The 16074-nt window shown below is 64.3% G+C and carries 20 protein-coding genes and 1 tRNA gene; 13 read left to right on the top strand and 8 right to left on the bottom strand.

Annotated elements, in window-relative coordinates; all coding sequences use genetic code 11:
• Complete coding sequence (locus tag CDQ92_RS05245; RefSeq protein ID WP_088440267.1) at positions 1-585, top strand: carboxymuconolactone decarboxylase family protein; 585 nt, start codon at positions 1-3, stop codon at positions 583-585.
• Between the two features lie 19 nt (positions 586-604).
• Complete coding sequence (locus CDQ92_RS05240; protein WP_088440266.1) at positions 605-895, top strand: putative quinol monooxygenase; 291 nt, start codon at positions 605-607, stop codon at positions 893-895.
• A 74-nt stretch (positions 896-969) separates the two neighbouring features.
• On the opposite strand, the gene CDQ92_RS05235 is transcribed toward CDQ92_RS05240, so the two are convergent.
• Positions 970-1440 carry a RidA family protein gene (locus tag CDQ92_RS05235; RefSeq protein WP_201792028.1) on the bottom strand — a complete coding sequence of 157 codons (471 nt, stop codon included), beginning with the start codon at positions 1438-1440 and terminating at the stop codon, positions 970-972.
• A 295-nt stretch (positions 1441-1735) separates the two neighbouring features.
• Between CDQ92_RS05235 and CDQ92_RS05230 the strand changes: the two genes are divergently transcribed.
• A complete protein-coding gene (locus CDQ92_RS05230) occupies positions 1736-2935 on the top strand; it encodes an IS256 family transposase (protein WP_088440265.1) in 1200 nt (399 codons plus the stop codon).
• Positions 2936-3020: 85 nt separating this feature from the next.
• On the opposite strand, the gene CDQ92_RS05225 is transcribed toward CDQ92_RS05230, so the two are convergent.
• From CDQ92_RS05225 to CDQ92_RS05215, 3 genes are all read right to left on the bottom strand, one after another.
• Positions 3021-3383, bottom strand: a complete 363-nt coding sequence (locus tag CDQ92_RS05225; protein WP_188682207.1) for a hypothetical protein — start codon at positions 3381-3383, stop codon at positions 3021-3023.
• A 93-nt stretch (positions 3384-3476) separates the two neighbouring features.
• The gene (locus CDQ92_RS05220) at positions 3477-3818 is read right to left on the bottom strand and encodes a helix-turn-helix transcriptional regulator (RefSeq protein ID WP_088440263.1); all 342 of its coding nucleotides are present in this window, start codon (positions 3816-3818) and stop codon (positions 3477-3479) included.
• A 12-nt stretch (positions 3819-3830) separates the two neighbouring features.
• Entirely contained in the window at positions 3831-4079 is a 249-nt protein-coding gene (locus tag CDQ92_RS05215; protein WP_088440262.1) for a type II toxin-antitoxin system RelE family toxin, read from the bottom strand.
• A 354-nt stretch (positions 4080-4433) separates the two neighbouring features.
• Here CDQ92_RS05215 and acnA point away from each other — a divergent pair, with 354 nt between their 5' ends.
• Genes acnA through CDQ92_RS05200 form a run of 3 tightly spaced genes read left to right on the top strand, consistent with a single transcriptional unit; the run spans position 4434 to position 7713 of the window.
• On the top strand, positions 4434-7109 hold the full coding sequence (gene acnA, locus CDQ92_RS05210) for an aconitate hydratase AcnA (RefSeq protein ID WP_088440261.1): 2676 nt from the start codon (positions 4434-4436) through the stop codon (positions 7107-7109).
• 15 nt (positions 7110-7124) lie between these two features.
• Positions 7125-7397 (top strand): ribosomal protein L7/L12, encoded by a 273-nt coding sequence (locus CDQ92_RS21335; protein ID WP_169714529.1) that lies wholly within the window; start codon positions 7125-7127, stop codon positions 7395-7397.
• 46 nt (positions 7398-7443) lie between these two features.
• Positions 7444-7713, top strand: a complete 270-nt coding sequence (locus CDQ92_RS05200) for a CBU_0592 family membrane protein (RefSeq protein WP_088440260.1) — start codon at positions 7444-7446, stop codon at positions 7711-7713.
• 11 nt (positions 7714-7724) lie between these two features.
• Here the strand turns inward: CDQ92_RS05200 and CDQ92_RS05195 are convergent.
• Positions 7725-7800: transfer RNA gene (locus tag CDQ92_RS05195), tRNA-Val, on the bottom strand.
• Between the two features lie 179 nt (positions 7801-7979).
• Here CDQ92_RS05195 and CDQ92_RS21800 point away from each other — a divergent pair.
• From CDQ92_RS21800 to CDQ92_RS05165, 6 genes are read left to right on the top strand one after another with little or no spacing between them, the layout of a single operon-like run.
• Positions 7980-8105, top strand: a complete 126-nt coding sequence (locus CDQ92_RS21800) for a hypothetical protein (RefSeq protein ID WP_268239130.1) — start codon at positions 7980-7982, stop codon at positions 8103-8105.
• Between the two features lie 51 nt (positions 8106-8156).
• Positions 8157-8534: a fluoride efflux transporter CrcB gene (crcB, locus tag CDQ92_RS05185; protein WP_088440258.1), complete on the top strand. Its 378-nt coding sequence runs from the start codon at positions 8157-8159 to the stop codon at positions 8532-8534.
• Positions 8531-9760 carry an RluA family pseudouridine synthase gene (locus tag CDQ92_RS05180; protein WP_088440257.1) on the top strand — a complete coding sequence of 410 codons (1230 nt, stop codon included), beginning with the start codon at positions 8531-8533 and terminating at the stop codon, positions 9758-9760. The genes crcB and CDQ92_RS05180 overlap by 4 nt, the downstream gene beginning before the upstream one ends.
• Entirely contained in the window at positions 9760-10380 is a 621-nt protein-coding gene (locus CDQ92_RS05175; RefSeq protein ID WP_088440256.1) for an FMN-binding negative transcriptional regulator, read from the top strand. The genes CDQ92_RS05180 and CDQ92_RS05175 overlap by 1 nt, the downstream gene beginning before the upstream one ends.
• Positions 10377-10613 (top strand): hypothetical protein, encoded by a 237-nt coding sequence (locus tag CDQ92_RS05170; RefSeq protein ID WP_088440255.1) that lies wholly within the window; start codon positions 10377-10379, stop codon positions 10611-10613. The genes CDQ92_RS05175 and CDQ92_RS05170 overlap by 4 nt, the downstream gene beginning before the upstream one ends.
• Positions 10610-11302, top strand: coding sequence for an ATP12 family chaperone protein (locus CDQ92_RS05165; protein WP_088440254.1), 693 nt, complete (start codon positions 10610-10612; stop codon positions 11300-11302). Before CDQ92_RS05170 ends, CDQ92_RS05165 begins: the two co-directional genes overlap by 4 nt.
• Before the next feature lie 30 nt (positions 11303-11332).
• Here CDQ92_RS05165 and CDQ92_RS05160 read toward each other — a convergent pair whose 3' ends face one another.
• The 3 genes from CDQ92_RS05160 to CDQ92_RS05150 are packed head-to-tail and all read right to left on the bottom strand — an operon-like array spanning position 11333 to position 14293.
• On the bottom strand, positions 11333-12136 hold the full coding sequence (locus CDQ92_RS05160; protein WP_088440253.1) for a crotonase/enoyl-CoA hydratase family protein: 804 nt from the start codon (positions 12134-12136) through the stop codon (positions 11333-11335).
• Positions 12137-12149: 13 nt separating this feature from the next.
• Complete coding sequence (locus CDQ92_RS05155) at positions 12150-12758, bottom strand: 2-hydroxychromene-2-carboxylate isomerase (protein WP_088440252.1); 609 nt, start codon at positions 12756-12758, stop codon at positions 12150-12152.
• Positions 12759-12760: 2 nt separating this feature from the next.
• Positions 12761-14293: an acyl-CoA synthetase gene (locus CDQ92_RS05150; RefSeq protein ID WP_088440251.1), complete on the bottom strand. Its 1533-nt coding sequence runs from the start codon at positions 14291-14293 to the stop codon at positions 12761-12763.
• A 224-nt stretch (positions 14294-14517) separates the two neighbouring features.
• Between CDQ92_RS05150 and CDQ92_RS05145 the strand changes: the two genes are divergently transcribed.
• Positions 14518-16050 (top strand): class I adenylate-forming enzyme family protein, encoded by a 1533-nt coding sequence (locus CDQ92_RS05145; protein WP_088440250.1) that lies wholly within the window; start codon positions 14518-14520, stop codon positions 16048-16050.
• Positions 16051-16074 lie beyond the last annotated feature (24 nt).

The raw sequence follows: 16074 nt of genomic DNA, 5'->3' as shown, positions 1-16074 counted from the left end.
TTGCGCTTAGGCCAACCGCGTATCGAGCCGGTCGATCTCGACCGGCTCGATGCCGACCAGCGCGCCGCGTTGGAGCCGTTCCTTGCTTCCGATGGGGGCAAGGTGGGCGGCGGGAAGATCCTCAACATCTTCCGCACCCTGGCCCATGCGCCAAAGGCGCTGACCGCGTTCCTAAGCTGGGGCAATTACATCCTGTCGAAGCGCAATGCGCTCAGCCCGCGCGACCGGGAGCTGGTGATCCTGCGCACCGGCTACAACTGTCGCTCGGGATATGAATGGACCCAGCACAAACGCATCGGGCTCGACTGCGGGCTGACCGATGACGAGGTTGCGCGGATCAAGGCGGGGCCGGATGCGGGTGGCTGGAACGAGCTTGACCAAGCCATGCTGCGCGCGACCGACGAGCTGACGACCGATCATTTCATCACCGACGCGACCTGGGCTGCGCTCGCGCCGCTCGGCGACAAGGGGCGCATGGATCTGGTGATGACGGTCGGTCAATACACGCAGGTTTCGATGATCTTGAACAGCTTTGGCGTGCAGGTCGAGGACGGCTGGGACGTCGACTCCGATCTGAAAGCCTGAACCAAAGGAGGAGAATGACATGAGCGGCATCGGCATTATCGCAACCTTGCGCGTCCAGCCCGGCAAGGAAGCCGAATTCGAGGGCGTCTTCGCCGAACTCGCCCCCGCAGTGGCGGCGAACGAGCCCGGCAACAGCTATTACCGTTTGTTCCGCACCGAAGAGGCGGGCGTTTACAAGGTGCTAGAATGTTATGACGATGGCGCGGCGGTCGAGGCGCACCGTGCATCGGAGCATTTCCGTACCCTTGGCGCGAAGCTTGGTCCGTGCCTGGCGGGGGCGCCGGAGATTGAGAAGCTAAGCGCGGTGTAAAGGCCGGGGAACGACGGTCAGCAACAGGCTGTTGCCCGCTATATCCTGCCCCTCACGCCGGAAAGCCCCCAAACCTACTTCTTCGCCACCCGCGCCACGACCTTGATCTCGACCACCGCCGTCGGCTCGTACAATCGCGACACACCGATCGCGGTCCACGCCGGAAAGGGCGCCTTCACATGGCGGTTCTTGACCGCGGCAAAACCGTCGATGTGCGCGGCCAGGTCGGTGTGAAAGGTGGTGATGTCGACCACATCGTCCCAACTCGCCCCCGCGCGCGCCAGCGTCGCGGCGATAAGCGCAAAGGCGCGCTCATATCCGGGCGCCAGATCGCTCTCCCCCTTCGCCGGCCCCGCGACCACCCCCGACAGGTAAATGGTGTCGCCCGCAATCACCGCGGTCGCATAGCCGACCGCCTCCTGAAACGCTCTTGCTTCGGGATTTTCGGGCATCAGGACGTTGGCAGGGTCGCGGGCGAAGGCGGGCTCGGCGAGAAGGGCAAGGCTCAGCATCGCCGTCGCGGCGGTGGCTCGGGTGGTTCGCATGGTCATCTCCCCTGTTCGCTGGTCGGAACGTCAGGGTGACAGGGCTTAGGTGGCGGAGCAAGGCTGGAGAGAGTTGGGTCTGCGGAATGCGCGAGACTCGTCGCGTGGATCTGGGAATTAAGCAAACCGTCACGGTGGTCGTGTCCCGGTACGTGGTGTAGGTTCTGCCGGTAGCGAAGCTGACCGGACACGCGCTAATCGATAAAGCGCTGTAGTGTCCGGTCAGTTTCGCGGGTGGTCATCGGCGAACTTCGGTAAGCTTGGGTTGCAAACACTCAACTTACGGAGAACACCGATGACCAAGGATCAGATGGACTTGAATGCGCTGGTTGGGAAGAGCGCCGATGGCGATTTTCTGCGCGACATGATCAGCTTTGCCGCGCAGCGCCTGATGGAACTGGAAGTGGGCGGCCTGACGGGTGCGGCCTATGGCGAGAAGGATAGCGAGCGGCTCGCGCAGCGTAACGGCTACCGCGACCGCGACTGGGAGACCCGTGCGGGCACGGTCGAGCTGAAGATCCCCAAGCTGCGCAAAGGCAGTTACTTTCCCTGCTTTCTCGAGCCTCGCCGGGTGGCGGAGAAGGCGCTGACCGCGGTCATTCAGGAAGCATATATCCAAGGCATATCGACCCGTTCGGTCGACGATCTGGTCAAGGCCATGGGGATGAGCGGCATCTCCAAGAGCCAGGTCAGCCGGCTGTGCGAGGAGATCGACGAGCGGGTGACGGCCTTCCTCGAGCGTCCGATCGAAGGCGACTGGCCCTATATCTGGATGGACGCGACCTACATAAAAGTCCGCCGCGCGGGCCGCATTGTCTCGGTCGCCGTCATCATCGCCGTCGGCGTCAACAGTGACGGTCGGCGCGAAGTGCTCGGCATGACGATCGGTCATTCCGAAGCCGAGGTGTTCTGGACCGAGTTCCTGCGCAGCCTTGCGCGTCGCGGTTTGCGCGGCGTGAAGCTGGTGATCTCCGATTCCCACGAGGGGATCAAAGCGGCCGTCGCCAAGGTGTTCTGCGCCACCTGGCAGCGCTGCCGCGTCCACTTCATGCGCAACGCGCAGGCCCATGCGGGCAAGAGTGGCCGCCGGGTCGTGTCGGCGTTCATCGGCACCGCCTTCGCGCAGGACACCGCCGAGGCGGCCAAGGCGCAGTGGCGCAGCGTTGCCGATCAGCTCAGGCCGACAGTGCCCAAGCTGGCGATCCTTATGGACAGCGCCGAAGAAGACGTCCTGGCCTACATGACCTTCCCCGCGCAGCACCGCACCAAGTTGCACTCAAATAATCCGATCGAGCGACTCAATGGCGAAATCAAGCGGCGCACCGACGTCGTCGGCATCTTCCCCAACGAAGAAGCGATTACGCGCCTCGTCGGCGCCATCCTGCTGGAACAGAACGATGAATGGGCGGTCCAGCGTTGCCGCTACATGACCCTTGAGAGCGTCTCGGGATTAAGCGATAATGCCATCATCACGTTGCCCCCTATGGCAGCATGATCAACCCGGCTTGGCCGGAGATCGCTAAGGCTACGCCGGCGAACCTACACCACCATATGGGACACGACCGTCACGGTAATCCGCGTCATTTCCGTAATGCATCTATCGCAAGCAAAGCCGAGTGAATTTCGTCGAAACGAGCATCGGGCGAAGCTAGGTAGGCAGGCCCATTTTCTCCCCGCACACGTCCGTAAGTTAGCGCGTTCTCCAGATCGTTGATTGCACTGAGGAGATCGTAATCTCTCGTTCGATGCTTGAGGGCGCCCAGAGTATCGCGCAGTTCGTCGATGCGGCGTCCGCTAAGGTCACCCTCGAGCGAACCCAAGTGGCCTGTGTAACCCGCGGTCTGAGCAACTATCTGATCTTTTGCTTCTTCCGTAGCAAGAACGCCCATCCTCACTCGTTCTACCTTTGCCGGTTCCGTGCGCGATCCAATTCGAGTGGTCATTGCTACGTCAGAACATACGAGGAACGCCGGCTCAAGGGGCTTGAAATTACGGTGACAGGTGCAACAACCCCGAAATAGGGCGGTTGCCAACCCTCAAATCAGATCATCCACCATCACCCCCAGCGCCTCCCCCAGCTTCCGCACCGTCTCCACCGAGCCCTTGCCGCGCCCGGCCTCGATGTCGGCGATCTGCACCCGGTTGACCCCCGACACCGCCCCCAGCTTCACCTGGCTCAGCCCGCGCAGTTCACGCCACACGCGCAGCGGGCTTTCGCCGGCGATCAGCCGCTTGGCATAGTCGGCCGGCACCAACTCGTCCTCGCCCGCCGCCAGCGCCGCCTTGGCGCCGTCAAAGGCGCGCAGGTCGGCCAGATCCTCGGCCGCTTCGCGCAGGCGGTCATATTCCGCTTGGGGGATCGTCACCATCTTGTTCATGGGATCATTCCTTCATTCATAGACGCCGCCGCGCGGGCCGATTTCCAGCACCGCCAGCACGACGCCATCCTCCATGATCACGCGCCAGTCGCCGACCCTCAGCCTTATGCCGTCGCGGCCTTTCAGCGCCTTCACATTATTCGCCTGCGACGCGGGATCGGCGGCATAGGCCTCGATCTTGCCGACGATCCGCGCCGATGTGTTGGCGGGCATGCGTTGCAACGCCTTGATCGCGGCCCGCGTGTAGCTGATCGGCTTCATTGCGGGCTTATGTAGTCTAGAGCTACATTGTAGTCAATCACTACATTTTTCTTCGTCATCCCGGACTTGATCCGGGATCTGCTGCAGCGGCGCCGCATGGACCCCGGATCGACTCCGGGGTGACGATAGGGAAGACTTCGTGGCTTTGTGTCTTTGTGCGAAAAAATCTTCGCGCCGCCGACGTCACAAGCCAGCACGCGCACCAAGGAACCCACCCCCACCCCCTTGCATTTCCCCACCCCCCGCGTAAGGCGTCCCCAACAAAAACCGCGCGCGCGACTCCTGCTGGCCCCGCTCTCCCGCCACGCCAGCGGACGGTCTTCCCCCGCCGCGCCAACAGGGGACTGCTGCAAGATGACGACCACCGGACACGACACGCTGAGCACCCGTTCGACGCTGAGCGTTGGCGGCAAGGATTATGCCTATTATTCGCTCGACAAGGCCGCGGCAAAGCTGGGCGACGTATCGCGCCTGCCGTTCAGCATGAAGGTGCTGCTCGAAAACCTGCTGCGCTTTGAAGATGGCGGCTTCACCGTGTCGACCGACGATGTGCAGGCGCTGGTCGACTGGCAGAAAGATCCGCATTCGAACCGCGAGATCCAGTATCGCCCGGCGCGCGTGCTGCTGCAGGATTTCACCGGCGTTCCCTGCGTCGTCGACCTGGCCGCGATGCGCGACGCGATCGCCAAGCTCGGCGGCGACACGACCAAGATCAACCCGCTCGTCCCCGTCCACCTCGTCATCGACCACAGCGTCATGGTCGATGAATTCGGTCATCCGAAGGCGTTCGAGCAGAATGTCGAGATCGAATATTATCGCAACGGCGAGCGGTACGACTTCCTGAAATGGGGATCGAAAAGCCTCGACAATTTCAAGGCGGTCCCCCCGGGCACCGGCATCTGTCACCAGGTCAATCTGGAGCATATCGCGCAGGCGGTGTGGTCGAGCCAGGACGCTGCCGGCACCACCGTGGCCTATCCCGACACCTGCGTCGGCACCGACAGCCACACGACAATGATCAACGGGCTGGGCGTGCTCGGCTGGGGCGTCGGCGGGATCGAGGCCGAGGCCGCGATGCTGGGCCAGCCCGTGTCGATGCTGATCCCCGAAGTCGTCGGCTTCAAGCTGACCGGCGCGCTGAAGGAAGGCGTCACCGCGACTGACCTCGTGCTCACCGCGACGCAGATGCTGCGCGCCAAGGGCGTCGTCGGGCGCTTCGTCGAATATTTCGGCCCCGGCCTGTCCTCGCTGTCGCTCGCCGATCGCGCGACGCTCGCCAATATGGCGCCCGAATATGGCGCGACCTGCGGCTTCTTTGGCATCGACGACAAGACGCTCGATTATATGCGCCTGACCGGGCGCAGCGCCGAAAATGTCGCGCTGGTCGAGGCCTATGCGAAAGCGCAGGGTCTTTGGCTGTCGGCAGACATGGCCGATCCGGTGTTCACCGACACGCTCACCCTCGACATGGGCAGCGTCGTCCCGTCGCTGGCGGGGCCGAAGCGTCCGCAGGACAAGGTCATCCTCACCGAAGTCGACGATGTGTTCAACGCCGACCTGGCGTCGGTGTACAAGCATGACGGCATCAAGCGGGTGCCGGTCGCGGGCAAGGATCACGACATCGGCGACGGCGACGTCGTCATCGCCGCGATCACCAGCTGCACCAACACGTCGAACCCCGGCGTCATGGTCGCCGCGGGCCTGGTGGCGCGCAAGGCGAACGCGCTGGGTCTGAAGCCCAAGCCTTGGGTCAAGACCTCGCTGGCACCGGGATCGCAGGTCGTCACCGACTATTTCGACCGCGCGGGTCTCACCGCCGATCTCGACGCGGTCGGCTTCAACCTGGTCGGTTATGGCTGCACCACCTGCATCGGCAATTCGGGGCCGCTGGCGGGGCCGATTTCGGAGGCGATCAACGGCAACGACATCGTCGCCGCGTCGGTGATTTCGGGCAACCGCAACTTCGAAGGCCGCGTGTCGCCCGACGTGCGCGCCAACTTCCTCGCCTCGCCGCCGCTGGTTGTTGCCTATGCGCTCAAGGGCACGGTGACCGAAGATTTCACCACCACGCCGATCGGCCAGGACCAGTCCGGCAAGGACGTGTTCCTCGCCGACATCTGGCCGACCAATCAGGAAGTGGCCGACACCATCGCATCGTGCATCGACCGCGACATGTTCGAGGCGCGCTACGAGCATGTCTATCGCGGCGACGAGCATTGGCAAAAGATCGAGGTTGAAGGATCGGACACCTATCAGTGGCGCGCCGGGTCGACCTATGTCGCCAACCCGCCGTATTTCGAGGGGATGACGATGACGCCCGCTCCGGTGTCTGACATCATCGACGCCAAGCCGCTCGCGATCCTGGGTGACAGCATCACGACCGACCACATCAGCCCCGCCGGCAGCATCAAGGCGGACTCGCCGGCCGGAAAATGGCTGATGGAACATCAGGTTAACAAGGCCGACTTCAACAGCTACGGCGCCCGCCGCGGCCACCACGACGTCATGATGCGCGGCACCTTCGCCAACATCCGCATCAAGAATGAAATGGTCCCCGGCATCGAAGGTGGCATGTCGCGCTACGGCGAGGAAGTCATGCCGATCTACGACGCCGCAATGCGCCACAAGGCCGACGGCACGCCGCTGGTGGTCATCGCGGGCAAGGAATATGGCACCGGCTCTTCGCGCGACTGGGCGGCGAAGGGCACCAATTTGCTCGGCGTTCGCGCCGTGATCGTCGAGAGCTTCGAGCGCATCCACCGCTCGAACCTCGTCGGCATGGGCGTGCTGCCGCTGCAGTTCCAGGACGGCGACACGCGCGAGACGCTGGGGTTGACCGGCGACGACACCTTCACGATCACCGGCGTCGCCGACCTCAAGCCGCGCCAGACGGTGACGGTGAATGTCACCCGCGCCGATGGTTCGACGTTCAGCTTCGACACGCTCTGCCGCATCGATACCGCTAATGAGGTCGAATATTATATGAACGGCGGCATCCTGCACTACGTCCTGCGCAAGCTGGCGGCGTAAGCGGGGCGACCTGGCATGGGCAAGCTGCTGATCCTTGTCGTCGGTCTGGTTCTCGGCCTGCTCCTCGCCCGCTATCTGCGCGGGCAAAGGGCAGCCCGCGATCTCACCGCGCCGCCGCCGCGGCCAATGGTGCGCGTCGGCGACGAGCGGATCGACGATGAGGAAATTCGCGCCCTGATCCGCCAGGACCGCAAAATCGACGCGATCAAGCTGGTCCGCGAACGCACCGGCCTTGGCCTTGCCGAAGCCAAGGACGCGGTCGAGGCCCTCGAACAGACGATGCGCTGAACATCCTGTCCCCGACCGGGGTGCAGGCCGCCCGGAGGGACGACATATGAGCGTTTTGCAGATCGCGATCGAGGTTGTCGGCTGGCTCGCCGCCGCCCTCATCCTCGCGAGCTACGTCCTGCTCTCCCTCGGACGGATCGAACCGCGCGGCTATCTTTACCAATGGATGAACGTCATCGGCGCCAGCGGGTTTGTGTTGAACTCGGGCTATAATGGCGCGCTGCCGTCGGCGGGGCTGAACATCGTGTGGGCGCTGATGGGCGTCTTCACGCTATGGAGCGTGTGGCGCGCGCGGCGGCTTCCTGTTGAAAGCTGATCCCTTGCAAATGGTGGGCGCTGACGGGCTCGAACCGCCGACCCTCTCGGTGTAAACGAGATGCTCTACCAACTGAGCTAAGCGCCCCCGAAATGTCGCCAGATGCAGGGAAGGGCGCCCCTGCCACAACCTGCCATCGCTGGCAAGCCGTCGCTATTCCTCCAGCGCCTCGAAATAGCGCGCCAGTACGTCGCATGCGCCTTCGGCGAGCCCTGGGCGCCGAAATGGTACGCCTGGGCTGGGCGGTAGCAACTAGCGATGCGTTTATGGCCCACGAAACCGAAGTGCAGGCGCAGCGCCGCGGCATATGGCAGGGCGATTTCGTTCGGCCCGCCGACTGGCGCGCGGCGCAAGACCGCCCGATAAGCACGCTGGCCGCCCCTGCCTCCTAGTCAAAACGCACCCGCTATGCCTCGCCGCCGTTTCGGGCTAGGGCGGGCGACATGAATAGCCTCTTCCCCGTCATGATCGGCGGCGCGATCGGCGCCGGTGCCCGCCATCTGGCGGGGCAGGTGATGCTCGCTCGGCTCGGTCCCGGCTTCCCCTGGTGGACGCTGACGATCAATATCGTCGGCAGCCTCCTCATGGGTGTGCTGATCGGCGCGCTCGCGCGCGGCGGGGGCAGCGACACGGCGCGCCTGTTCGTCGGCGTCGGGATCCTCGGCGGCTTCACAACCTTTTCCTCTTTCAGCATGGAATTCTGGATGCTTTTCGAACGCGGCCAAAACGCTCAGGCGGCCGCCTATGTCCTCGCGTCGGTGATCGGCGCGATTGCGGCTTGCGGGCTAGGCCTGTTTATTATGCGGCAGGTGTCGGCATGACCGATGCCAAGCCAAAGCTCGACAGTGCGACGATTGCCGAGGAAGACGATGGCATCCGGCTCGACCGCTGGTTCAAGCGCCACCGCGAAGGCACCCCGCACGCTCTGCTCGCGCGCTGGGCGCGCTCGGGACAGCTGACCCTCGACGGCAAAAAAGCCGATGTATCGGACCGGATCGCCACGGGGCAGAAGCTGGTGATGCCGACGCCGCCGGTTGAAGCCGCAGCGCGCCCGGCGCGCAAGGGTCGCCCCCTGACCGATGCCGATATCGAACTGGCGACGGGGATGATGATCCACCGCGACACGAGCGCGATCGTGCTCAACAAGCCGCCGGGGCTGGCAACACAGGGCGGTACCAAGACCGACGCGCATGTCGACGGCCTGCTCGACGCACTGAAGTTCGACGGGCCGACGCGGCCCAAGCTGGTCCACCGGCTCGACAAGGACACCTCGGGCGCGCTGCTGATCGCGCGCACGCCCAAGGCCGCGGCCTATTTCGCCAAAAGCTTTTCAAACCGCAGCGCGAAAAAGACCTATTGGGCGCTGATTGTCGGGGTACCCGACATCCAGCAAGGCGAAATCGACCTGCCGCTGGCCAAGCAGCCCGGTTCGGGCGGCGAAAAGATGCACGTCCATGACGATGGTTTGCCGTCGAAAACGCGCTACCGCGTCATCGAACGCGCCGGGAACAGCGCCGCGTGGGTCGAGTTGCAGCCGCTGACCGGGCGCACCCACCAGCTGCGCGTCCATATGGCGGCGATCGGCCATCCGATTGTCGGCGACGGCAAATATGGCGGCAAGGGCGCGTTCCTGACCGGGACGATCAGCCGCAAGATGCACCTGCACAGCCGTCGCCTGCGCATTGATCACCCCGACGGCGGCGCGATCGACGTCAGCGCCGAGGTTCCCGATCATTTCGCCGCCAGCCTCGAGGCGCTCGGCTTCGACTTGCTGCTCGGCGAGGTCGGAATCGACGCACGAGAAAAAGGCCCGCCACCCAAATCGGCGCTGAAGGCGCAGGCGAAGGCGCACAGCAAGCAGATCCGCAAAGCGCGGCGCGGCGAGCGCCGCGGGCGCACCGCCGACAGCAAGCCGACCGATTTCGCCGGGAAATCGGCAAAAGAAAAGGCAAAGGCGGGCAAGTCCGGAAAACCTGCGGCCAAGAAACCGGCTGGTAAAAAGCCGAGTGCCAAGAAGCACCCGGCGCGTCCCGCCAAACCGAGCTGATGCACCCGAACTCTGCCTTCCGGCCGCGGCAGGACGACCTGGCCGAGCTGCTGGTCCGCGAGATCGGCTTTGCCGCGGTCTTCGCCGCCACCCCCGACGGTCCGCGCGTCGCGCATGCCCCGGTGGTGCTGAGCGACGATCGGGCCACGCTTCAATTCCACCTTGCGCGCGGCAATGCGCTGACGCGGCACTTGGATGGTGCGACAGCGCTCGCGGTGGTGCAGGGGCCAGACGCCTATGTCAGTGCCAGCTGGTATGAAGCGGCCGACCAGGTGCCGACATGGAATTATGTCGCGATCGAGATGGAGGGCGTCGTCAGCAAGCTCGACGATGCCGCGCTGATCGCGCAACTCGACACGCTGTCCGCAGCCCATGAGGCGCGCGTCGGCGCCAATCCGCCATGGACGCGCGACAAGATGAACCCGGCGCTGTTCAGCAAGATGACCGGCGCGATTATCGGCTTCGAACTTCGCATCACCGCGTGGCGACCGACGATCAAGCTGTCACAGAACAAATCCGCCGACGAACGCGACCGCGTCATCAAGGGCATAGAGGCGACGGGTCATGGCGCTCTGGCGCAGTTGATGCGCCATCTCGGCGACGATAAGGGGCAAGCATGAACCAAGCCGACGACGCACTCGCCAAGAAACGATATTTCGCGATTGTCGCGATGCGCCTCGCTGGCGCGCTGCTCGTGCTGATCGGCTTCGTGCTAATTCGCGGCGGCTGGGAACTGGCGGGGCAGCCGACTGACCGCTGGATCGGCGTCGCGCTGGTGTTGATCGGCGCTTTCGATTTCGCGGTGATGCCGCGGTTGCTCGCACGCCGCTGGCGCTCGCCCAAGAAGCTGTGAAGCGCTTCTGGAAAGACGTCGCGATCGTCGCGCAGGACGGTGGCTGGGGGATCGCGCTCGACGGGCGGCCGATGCGCACCCCGCACCGCGCGCCGCTGATTGTGGTGAGCGCGATGCTTGCCGAGGCGATCGCGGCCGAATGGCAGGCGCAGGGCGACACGATCGATCCGCGTGCGATGCCGATGACCGGGCTCGCCAATGCCGCGATCGACCTTGCCGCGCCCGACCCGGCGGTGTTCGGCGAACCCGTTGCCGCCTATGCCGCGACCGACCTCCTTTGTTACCGCGATGATCGCGATGCAGCGTTGCAGGCGGAGCAAGTCGCGGCGTGGAACCCGATCCTGGCTTGGGCGGAAGCGCAATTCGGGGTCGAATTCATCATCACCCAGGGGATCCTCCCGGTCGATCAGCCGCCCGCGACGGTCGCCGCGCTGCGCACCGCCACGCTCGGGCATGACCCGTGGCGGCTGACGGCGCTGACCCCTCTGGTGACGATCGGGGGATCGCTGGTTGCCGGGCTGGCCTGCACCCAGCAGGCGTTTGACCCCGAACATTTATGGGACGCGGTCAGCCTCGACCAATTATACCAGGAACGCCGCTGGGGCGCCGATGCCGAGGCGCAGGCGCAGCGCGCCGCGCACAAGCGCGACTGGGACAATGCCGTGCGGTTTTTGGGGTTTCTCCATTAAACGTCGCCCCGCGGGGGCGGGGGCGACGAACTAATCCGCGAAATTCGGCTTCCGCTTCTGCATCCCCGCCATCACCGCCTCCATCTGGTTCGGGGTCCGGATGACCTTCACCTGCTCGTCGCTTTCGGCCTGCAAAATCTCTGCGTCGGTCGCATCGGCCAGCATGTTGCACAGCCGCTTGGCGCCGCGGATCGCATGCGGATTCTTGTCGGCGATCACCGCGGCCAGCTCCATCGCCCTTGCCAGCGGATCGTCGGAGACATGCGTCGCAAAGCCGAGCAATTTTGCTTCAGACCCGTTGAATTCGCGGTTGGTATAGATCATCTCGCGCAGCACATCGTCGGCGACCTGCGTGCGCCACAACGCCATCCCGGCGACGTCGGGAACCAATCCCCAGCGCATTTCCATGATCGCGATCCGCGTGTCGGGGTGGACGATACGGATGTCGGCGGCGGCCATGATCTGGCTGCCCGCGCCGAACGCCACGCCATGCACCGCAGCGATCACCGGCACCGGCAGTTCGCGCCAGCCCCACGCCGCATATTGCGGACCATTGGCAATCCCGTGCGCGCGTTCGTTCAGACTGCCGCCGGTGCTGCTCGTCCCGGGATCTCGCTCTCCGCCAAGGCTGGCAAGGTCGAGCCCGGCGCAAAAGGCGCGACCCTCCCCCGACAGGACGACGACGCGCAGGCCGGACATCGCCTTGAGCGTATCGATCGCCTCGGTCAGCGCCGCCCACATCGCAGGGTCGAGCGCGTTCATCTTGTCGGCGCGGATCAGGCGGACGTCGGCGATGCCGCCGTCGAGCATGGTGATGGAAATGCGGTCTTTCACGGGATTATCCCTTTCAGCGTTTCAAAGCGGTTTCGACGAGCGGAAGCTGGTCATTACCGAAATACATGTCGACACCATCGACGAAGATCGTCGGGGATCCATAACCGCCGCGCGCTATGACTTCCTCGGTATTAGCGCGCAGCCGCGCCTTGACCGGATCGGTCGCGGCCGCCGTGCGGATAGCAGCGCCGTCAAGCCCCGCCTCGGTCGCCACCCTTTCGAGCACATCGGGATCGTCGAGATTCTCCTGCGCACCGAAATAACTCGCGAACGCCGCGCGGGCGAAGGCGATCAGCGCCGCCTGATCATCCTCGAGCGCACAGCAAAGGCGCATCGCGGCAATGCTTTTCGCCGGATGCCATTGCGATGGAAAGTTCATCGGCACACCGGCAAGCTGCGCCCAGTCCTTCAGCACCTTCCAGCTATGCTGAAGCCGCCGGTTATCGGCCTGCTCGCGCGCTGCATAGACGGCGGGGTTGACTGCATTAAACACCCCGCCGACGAGGATCGGCCGGTACATGGCGGTCGCCCCCGTCCGCTCAAGCGCGCCCGGCAGATTATGGAAAGCGAGGCAGGTCCAGGGCGACGAAAGATCGAAAAAGAACTCGACGCGCGCGGTCATGCTCAGGCCTCCGCCTTCGCCTTGTCCCAATATTGATCGCGCAGCAGCCGTTTGTAGAGCTTGCCCGTGTCGTGCCGCGGCAGCGCCTCCATGAAGTCGATGCGGCGCGGGATCTTCACGCCCGACAGTTTCTCGCGGGCATAGGCGATCAGTTCGCCCCGGAATTCGTCGTTCGCGTCAGCCATATCGGCAGGCTGGATCACCGCGATCACTTCTTCGCCCATTTCGTCGTGTGGTCCGCCAACAACTGCAACGTCGGCGACCTTGGGATGGGTGACGAGATGGTTTTCGATCTCCTGCGGATAGACGTTCACCCCGCCGGTAATGATCATGAAGCTCTTACGGTCGGTGAGGTAAAGAAAGCCTTCGACATCCACCTTGCCGACGTCGCCGAGGGTCGACCAGCCCCTGCTGTTGCGACTCGAGGCCGTTTTCTCGCTATCGCCATGATATTCGAAGACGTTTTCGCTTTCGAAGAAGACCGTTCCTTCTTCATTGGGACCAAGTTCGGTCTCATTATCCTCACCCATGATATGGACCGCGCCGAGAATCGGGCGGCCGACGGTGCCCTTGTGGGTCAGCCAGTCGGAGCTCGAGACAAAGGTCATGCCATTGCCTTCCGACCCGGCATAATATTCGAAGAGCACCGGCCCCCACCAGTCGATCATCGCCTGCTTGACCGGAATCGGGCATGGCGCCGCGGCGTGGATAGCAACCTTCAACGAGGTGGTGTCGTAACGGGTGCGGACCTCTGCGGGCAGCTTGAGCATCCGGACAAAATGCGTCGGCACCCACTGGCTGGAATTGACGCGATATTTTTCGATATGCGCCAGCGCCGCCTCGGGATCGAATTTCTTCATCAGGACGACGGTCCCGCCCAGCCGGTGGATCGTCATCGACCAGCGCAGCGGCGCGGCGTGATAGAGCGGCGCAGGCGACAGATAGATGCTGTCCGAATTGATCTGGAACACCGCCGAGGCAAGCATGACCAGGCTGTTCGTCGCGTCGATCGCGCGTTCCTCGGGCAGCGGCACACGCACGCCCTTGGGCCGCCCGGTCGTCCCCGACGAATAGAGCATGTCGACCCCGGCGCGCTCGTCGGCGACGGAGGTCGCGGGCATCGCGGCGACCGCATCTTCCCACCGCGCCCAGCCGTCGATGTCGCCGCCCATCGCAAAGCGGGTAATCGTCGTGTTCAGCTGCTGCGCCGCGGCGCCCAGGCTGGCCGAAACAACGAGCATCTTTGCGCCCGAATTTTCGAGAATGTAATCGGTCTCGTCCTGCGTCAGCCGCGACGAGATGCAGACATAACGCAGCCCCGAGCGCTGCGCGCCCCACGTCAGCCCATAATAATGCGGCGTGTTTTCGAGCATGAAGGCGACGACATCCTCATGCCCCAGCCCATGCGCGCGAAACAGTTGCGCGGCGCGGTTCGACGCCGCGTCGAGCTCACCATAACTGATCGCTTCACCCGTTTCGGCGACGATGATCGCGGCTTTGTCGGGGTTGCTGCGGGCATGAACGGAAGGGTGCATCGGGCCATCATCTCCGGGAATCGTTGGTTTCTTATGTCTCAGATCAGTAGCAAGCTGAAACTTTTGGTCAAGCGAGGGGAAGGAAAGGCGGGCCTTCTATCGCCCGCGCCCCTTGATCGGGCCGCGACCGCAAAGCATAGACCTGCCCCGTCCCTCGCCCCCCTCGATGGTCTACGCCCAGTACCCGGCATTGCGCGATGCCGCGCCTGTGCTAACCCCGCAGCATGACCGCAGCCCAGATGCTCGAGAGCGACTTCGCCACCCTGCCCGACCTTGTCCGTGCCCATGCCGCGGAACGTCCCGATGCCGTAGCGGCTGCCGACCCGGCGCGGCGGCTGAGCTGGTCCGAACTGGACCAATTGGCCGACCGAATCGCGGCGCGCTTGCAGCAGGATGGGTTTGCGAAAGGCGACCGCACCGCGATTGCCGGCCTGAACAGCGTCGAACAAATGGCCGTCATCATCGGCACGCTGCGCGCAGGCGGCGTCGCGGGACTGGTGACGAACAGCGCCACCGGCGAGCAGATGGCGGCGATGATCGCCGATACCGGTGCACGCCACCTGCTCCTCGACAATGCTGCGAAGACGAGCCTGGAAGGTCAGGTCATCCCCGCGAGCGACCTGATCGCGATGGACGGCAGCGATGCGGGGACGCCGCTCGAGGTCTGGCTTGCGCTCGCCGATGCCCAGCCGACGCCCGTCGTGATCCGGCCCGAAGACGGCTTCAACATTATCTATTCGTCGGGCACCACCGGCACGCCCAAGGGCATCGTCCACAGCCATGCGATGCGCTGGCAGCATATCATTCGCGGCGCCCCGGCTTACGGTCCCAACGCCGTGACGATCCTGTCGACCCCGCTCTATTCGAACACGACGATGGCGAGCTTCATGCCCACCGTCGGGTCGGGCGGGCAGACTGTCTTGATGAAGAAATTCGACGCCCGCGGATTCCTAGAACTCGCGGCGCGCGAGCGCGCGACGAACACGATGCTGGTGCCGGTGCAGTATCGCCGCATCATGGCGCTCGACGATTTCGAGAGCTTCGACCTCTCCAGCTTCGTCGTCAAATATTGCACCTCGGCGCCCTTCCCTGCGGCACTCAAGGCCGATGTACTGGCGCGCTGGCCCGGCGGGCTGGTCGAAATATACGGGATGACCGAAGGCGGCGCGGCGTTCATCCTCGAGGCGCATCAATTCCCCGACAAGCTCCACACCGTCGGCAAGCCCGCGCCGGGGCATATCGCAAAAGTGATCGACGAGGACGGTAACGAACTACCGCAAGGATCGGTCGGCGAAGTCGTCGGCCGCTCGCCCGCGATGATGACCGGTTACAACAACCGCCCCGACGCGACCAAGGCGATGCACTGGTACGATAGCGACGGCAATCTCTTCTATCGCCACGGCGACATCGGACGGATCGACGAGGACGGCTTCCTGACCCTGATGGACCGCGCCAAGGACATGATCATTTCGGGCGGCTTCAACATCTTCCCGAGCGATCTGGAAGCAATCCTGCTCGCCGACGACCGCGTCGTCGAGGCCGCCGTGGTCGGGCTGCCGAGCGAGGAATGGGGCGAAACCCCGGTCGCGTTCGTGGTGCTAAAGGACGGCGCCGACGCCGAGGCGGTGCGCGCCGACTGCAACGCCAAGGTGGGCAAGACGCAGCGGATCAGCGGCATCACCGTCGTGGAGGAACTGCCGCGCAGCCCGATCGGCAAAGTGTTGAAGCGGGAATTGCGCGACGCCCACGCCGCCTGATCCTCCCCATGGCTTCGCCGCAGG

Origin of the sequence: Sphingopyxis bauzanensis (assembly GCF_002205675.1) — a bacterium.
In the GTDB taxonomy this organism is placed as follows: domain Bacteria; phylum Pseudomonadota; class Alphaproteobacteria; order Sphingomonadales; family Sphingomonadaceae; genus Sphingopyxis; species Sphingopyxis bauzanensis.
This window is presented reverse-complemented; position numbering and strand designations above follow the sequence as displayed.

What these genes read in the sequence shown, in the direction of transcription:
- CDQ92_RS05155 (WP_088440252.1), bottom strand. Translation starts at nt 12,758, where the DNA reads ATGACCGCGCGCGTCGAGTTCTTTTTCGATCTTTCGTCGCCCTGGACC.
- CDQ92_RS05175 (WP_088440256.1), top strand. Translation starts at nt 9,760, where the DNA reads ATGCACCCGAACTCTGCCTTCCGGCCGCGGCAGGACGACCTGGCCGAG.
- CDQ92_RS05220 (WP_088440263.1), bottom strand. Translation starts at nt 3,818, where the DNA reads ATGAACAAGATGGTGACGATCCCCCAAGCGGAATATGACCGCCTGCGC.
- CDQ92_RS05240 (WP_088440266.1), top strand. Translation starts at nt 605, where the DNA reads ATGAGCGGCATCGGCATTATCGCAACCTTGCGCGTCCAGCCCGGCAAG.
- CDQ92_RS05170 (WP_088440255.1), top strand. Translation starts at nt 10,377, where the DNA reads ATGAACCAAGCCGACGACGCACTCGCCAAGAAACGATATTTCGCGATT.
- CDQ92_RS05145 (WP_088440250.1), top strand. Translation starts at nt 14,518, where the DNA reads ATGACCGCAGCCCAGATGCTCGAGAGCGACTTCGCCACCCTGCCCGAC.
- acnA (WP_088440261.1), top strand. Translation starts at nt 4,434, where the DNA reads ATGACGACCACCGGACACGACACGCTGAGCACCCGTTCGACGCTGAGC.
- CDQ92_RS05235 (WP_201792028.1), bottom strand. Translation starts at nt 1,440, where the DNA reads ATGCGAACCACCCGAGCCACCGCCGCGACGGCGATGCTGAGCCTTGCC.
- CDQ92_RS05200 (WP_088440260.1), top strand. Translation starts at nt 7,444, where the DNA reads ATGAGCGTTTTGCAGATCGCGATCGAGGTTGTCGGCTGGCTCGCCGCC.
- CDQ92_RS21335 (WP_169714529.1), top strand. Translation starts at nt 7,125, where the DNA reads ATGGGCAAGCTGCTGATCCTTGTCGTCGGTCTGGTTCTCGGCCTGCTC.
- CDQ92_RS05150 (WP_088440251.1), bottom strand. Translation starts at nt 14,293, where the DNA reads ATGCACCCTTCCGTTCATGCCCGCAGCAACCCCGACAAAGCCGCGATC.
- CDQ92_RS05225 (WP_188682207.1), bottom strand. Translation starts at nt 3,383, where the DNA reads ATGACCACTCGAATTGGATCGCGCACGGAACCGGCAAAGGTAGAACGA.
- CDQ92_RS05230 (WP_088440265.1), top strand. Translation starts at nt 1,736, where the DNA reads ATGACCAAGGATCAGATGGACTTGAATGCGCTGGTTGGGAAGAGCGCC.
- CDQ92_RS05215 (WP_088440262.1), bottom strand. Translation starts at nt 4,079, where the DNA reads ATGAAGCCGATCAGCTACACGCGGGCCGCGATCAAGGCGTTGCAACGC.
- CDQ92_RS21800 (WP_268239130.1), top strand. Translation starts at nt 7,980, where the DNA reads ATGGCCCACGAAACCGAAGTGCAGGCGCAGCGCCGCGGCATATGGCAG.
- CDQ92_RS05180 (WP_088440257.1), top strand. Translation starts at nt 8,531, where the DNA reads ATGACCGATGCCAAGCCAAAGCTCGACAGTGCGACGATTGCCGAGGAA.
- crcB (WP_088440258.1), top strand. Translation starts at nt 8,157, where the DNA reads ATGAATAGCCTCTTCCCCGTCATGATCGGCGGCGCGATCGGCGCCGGT.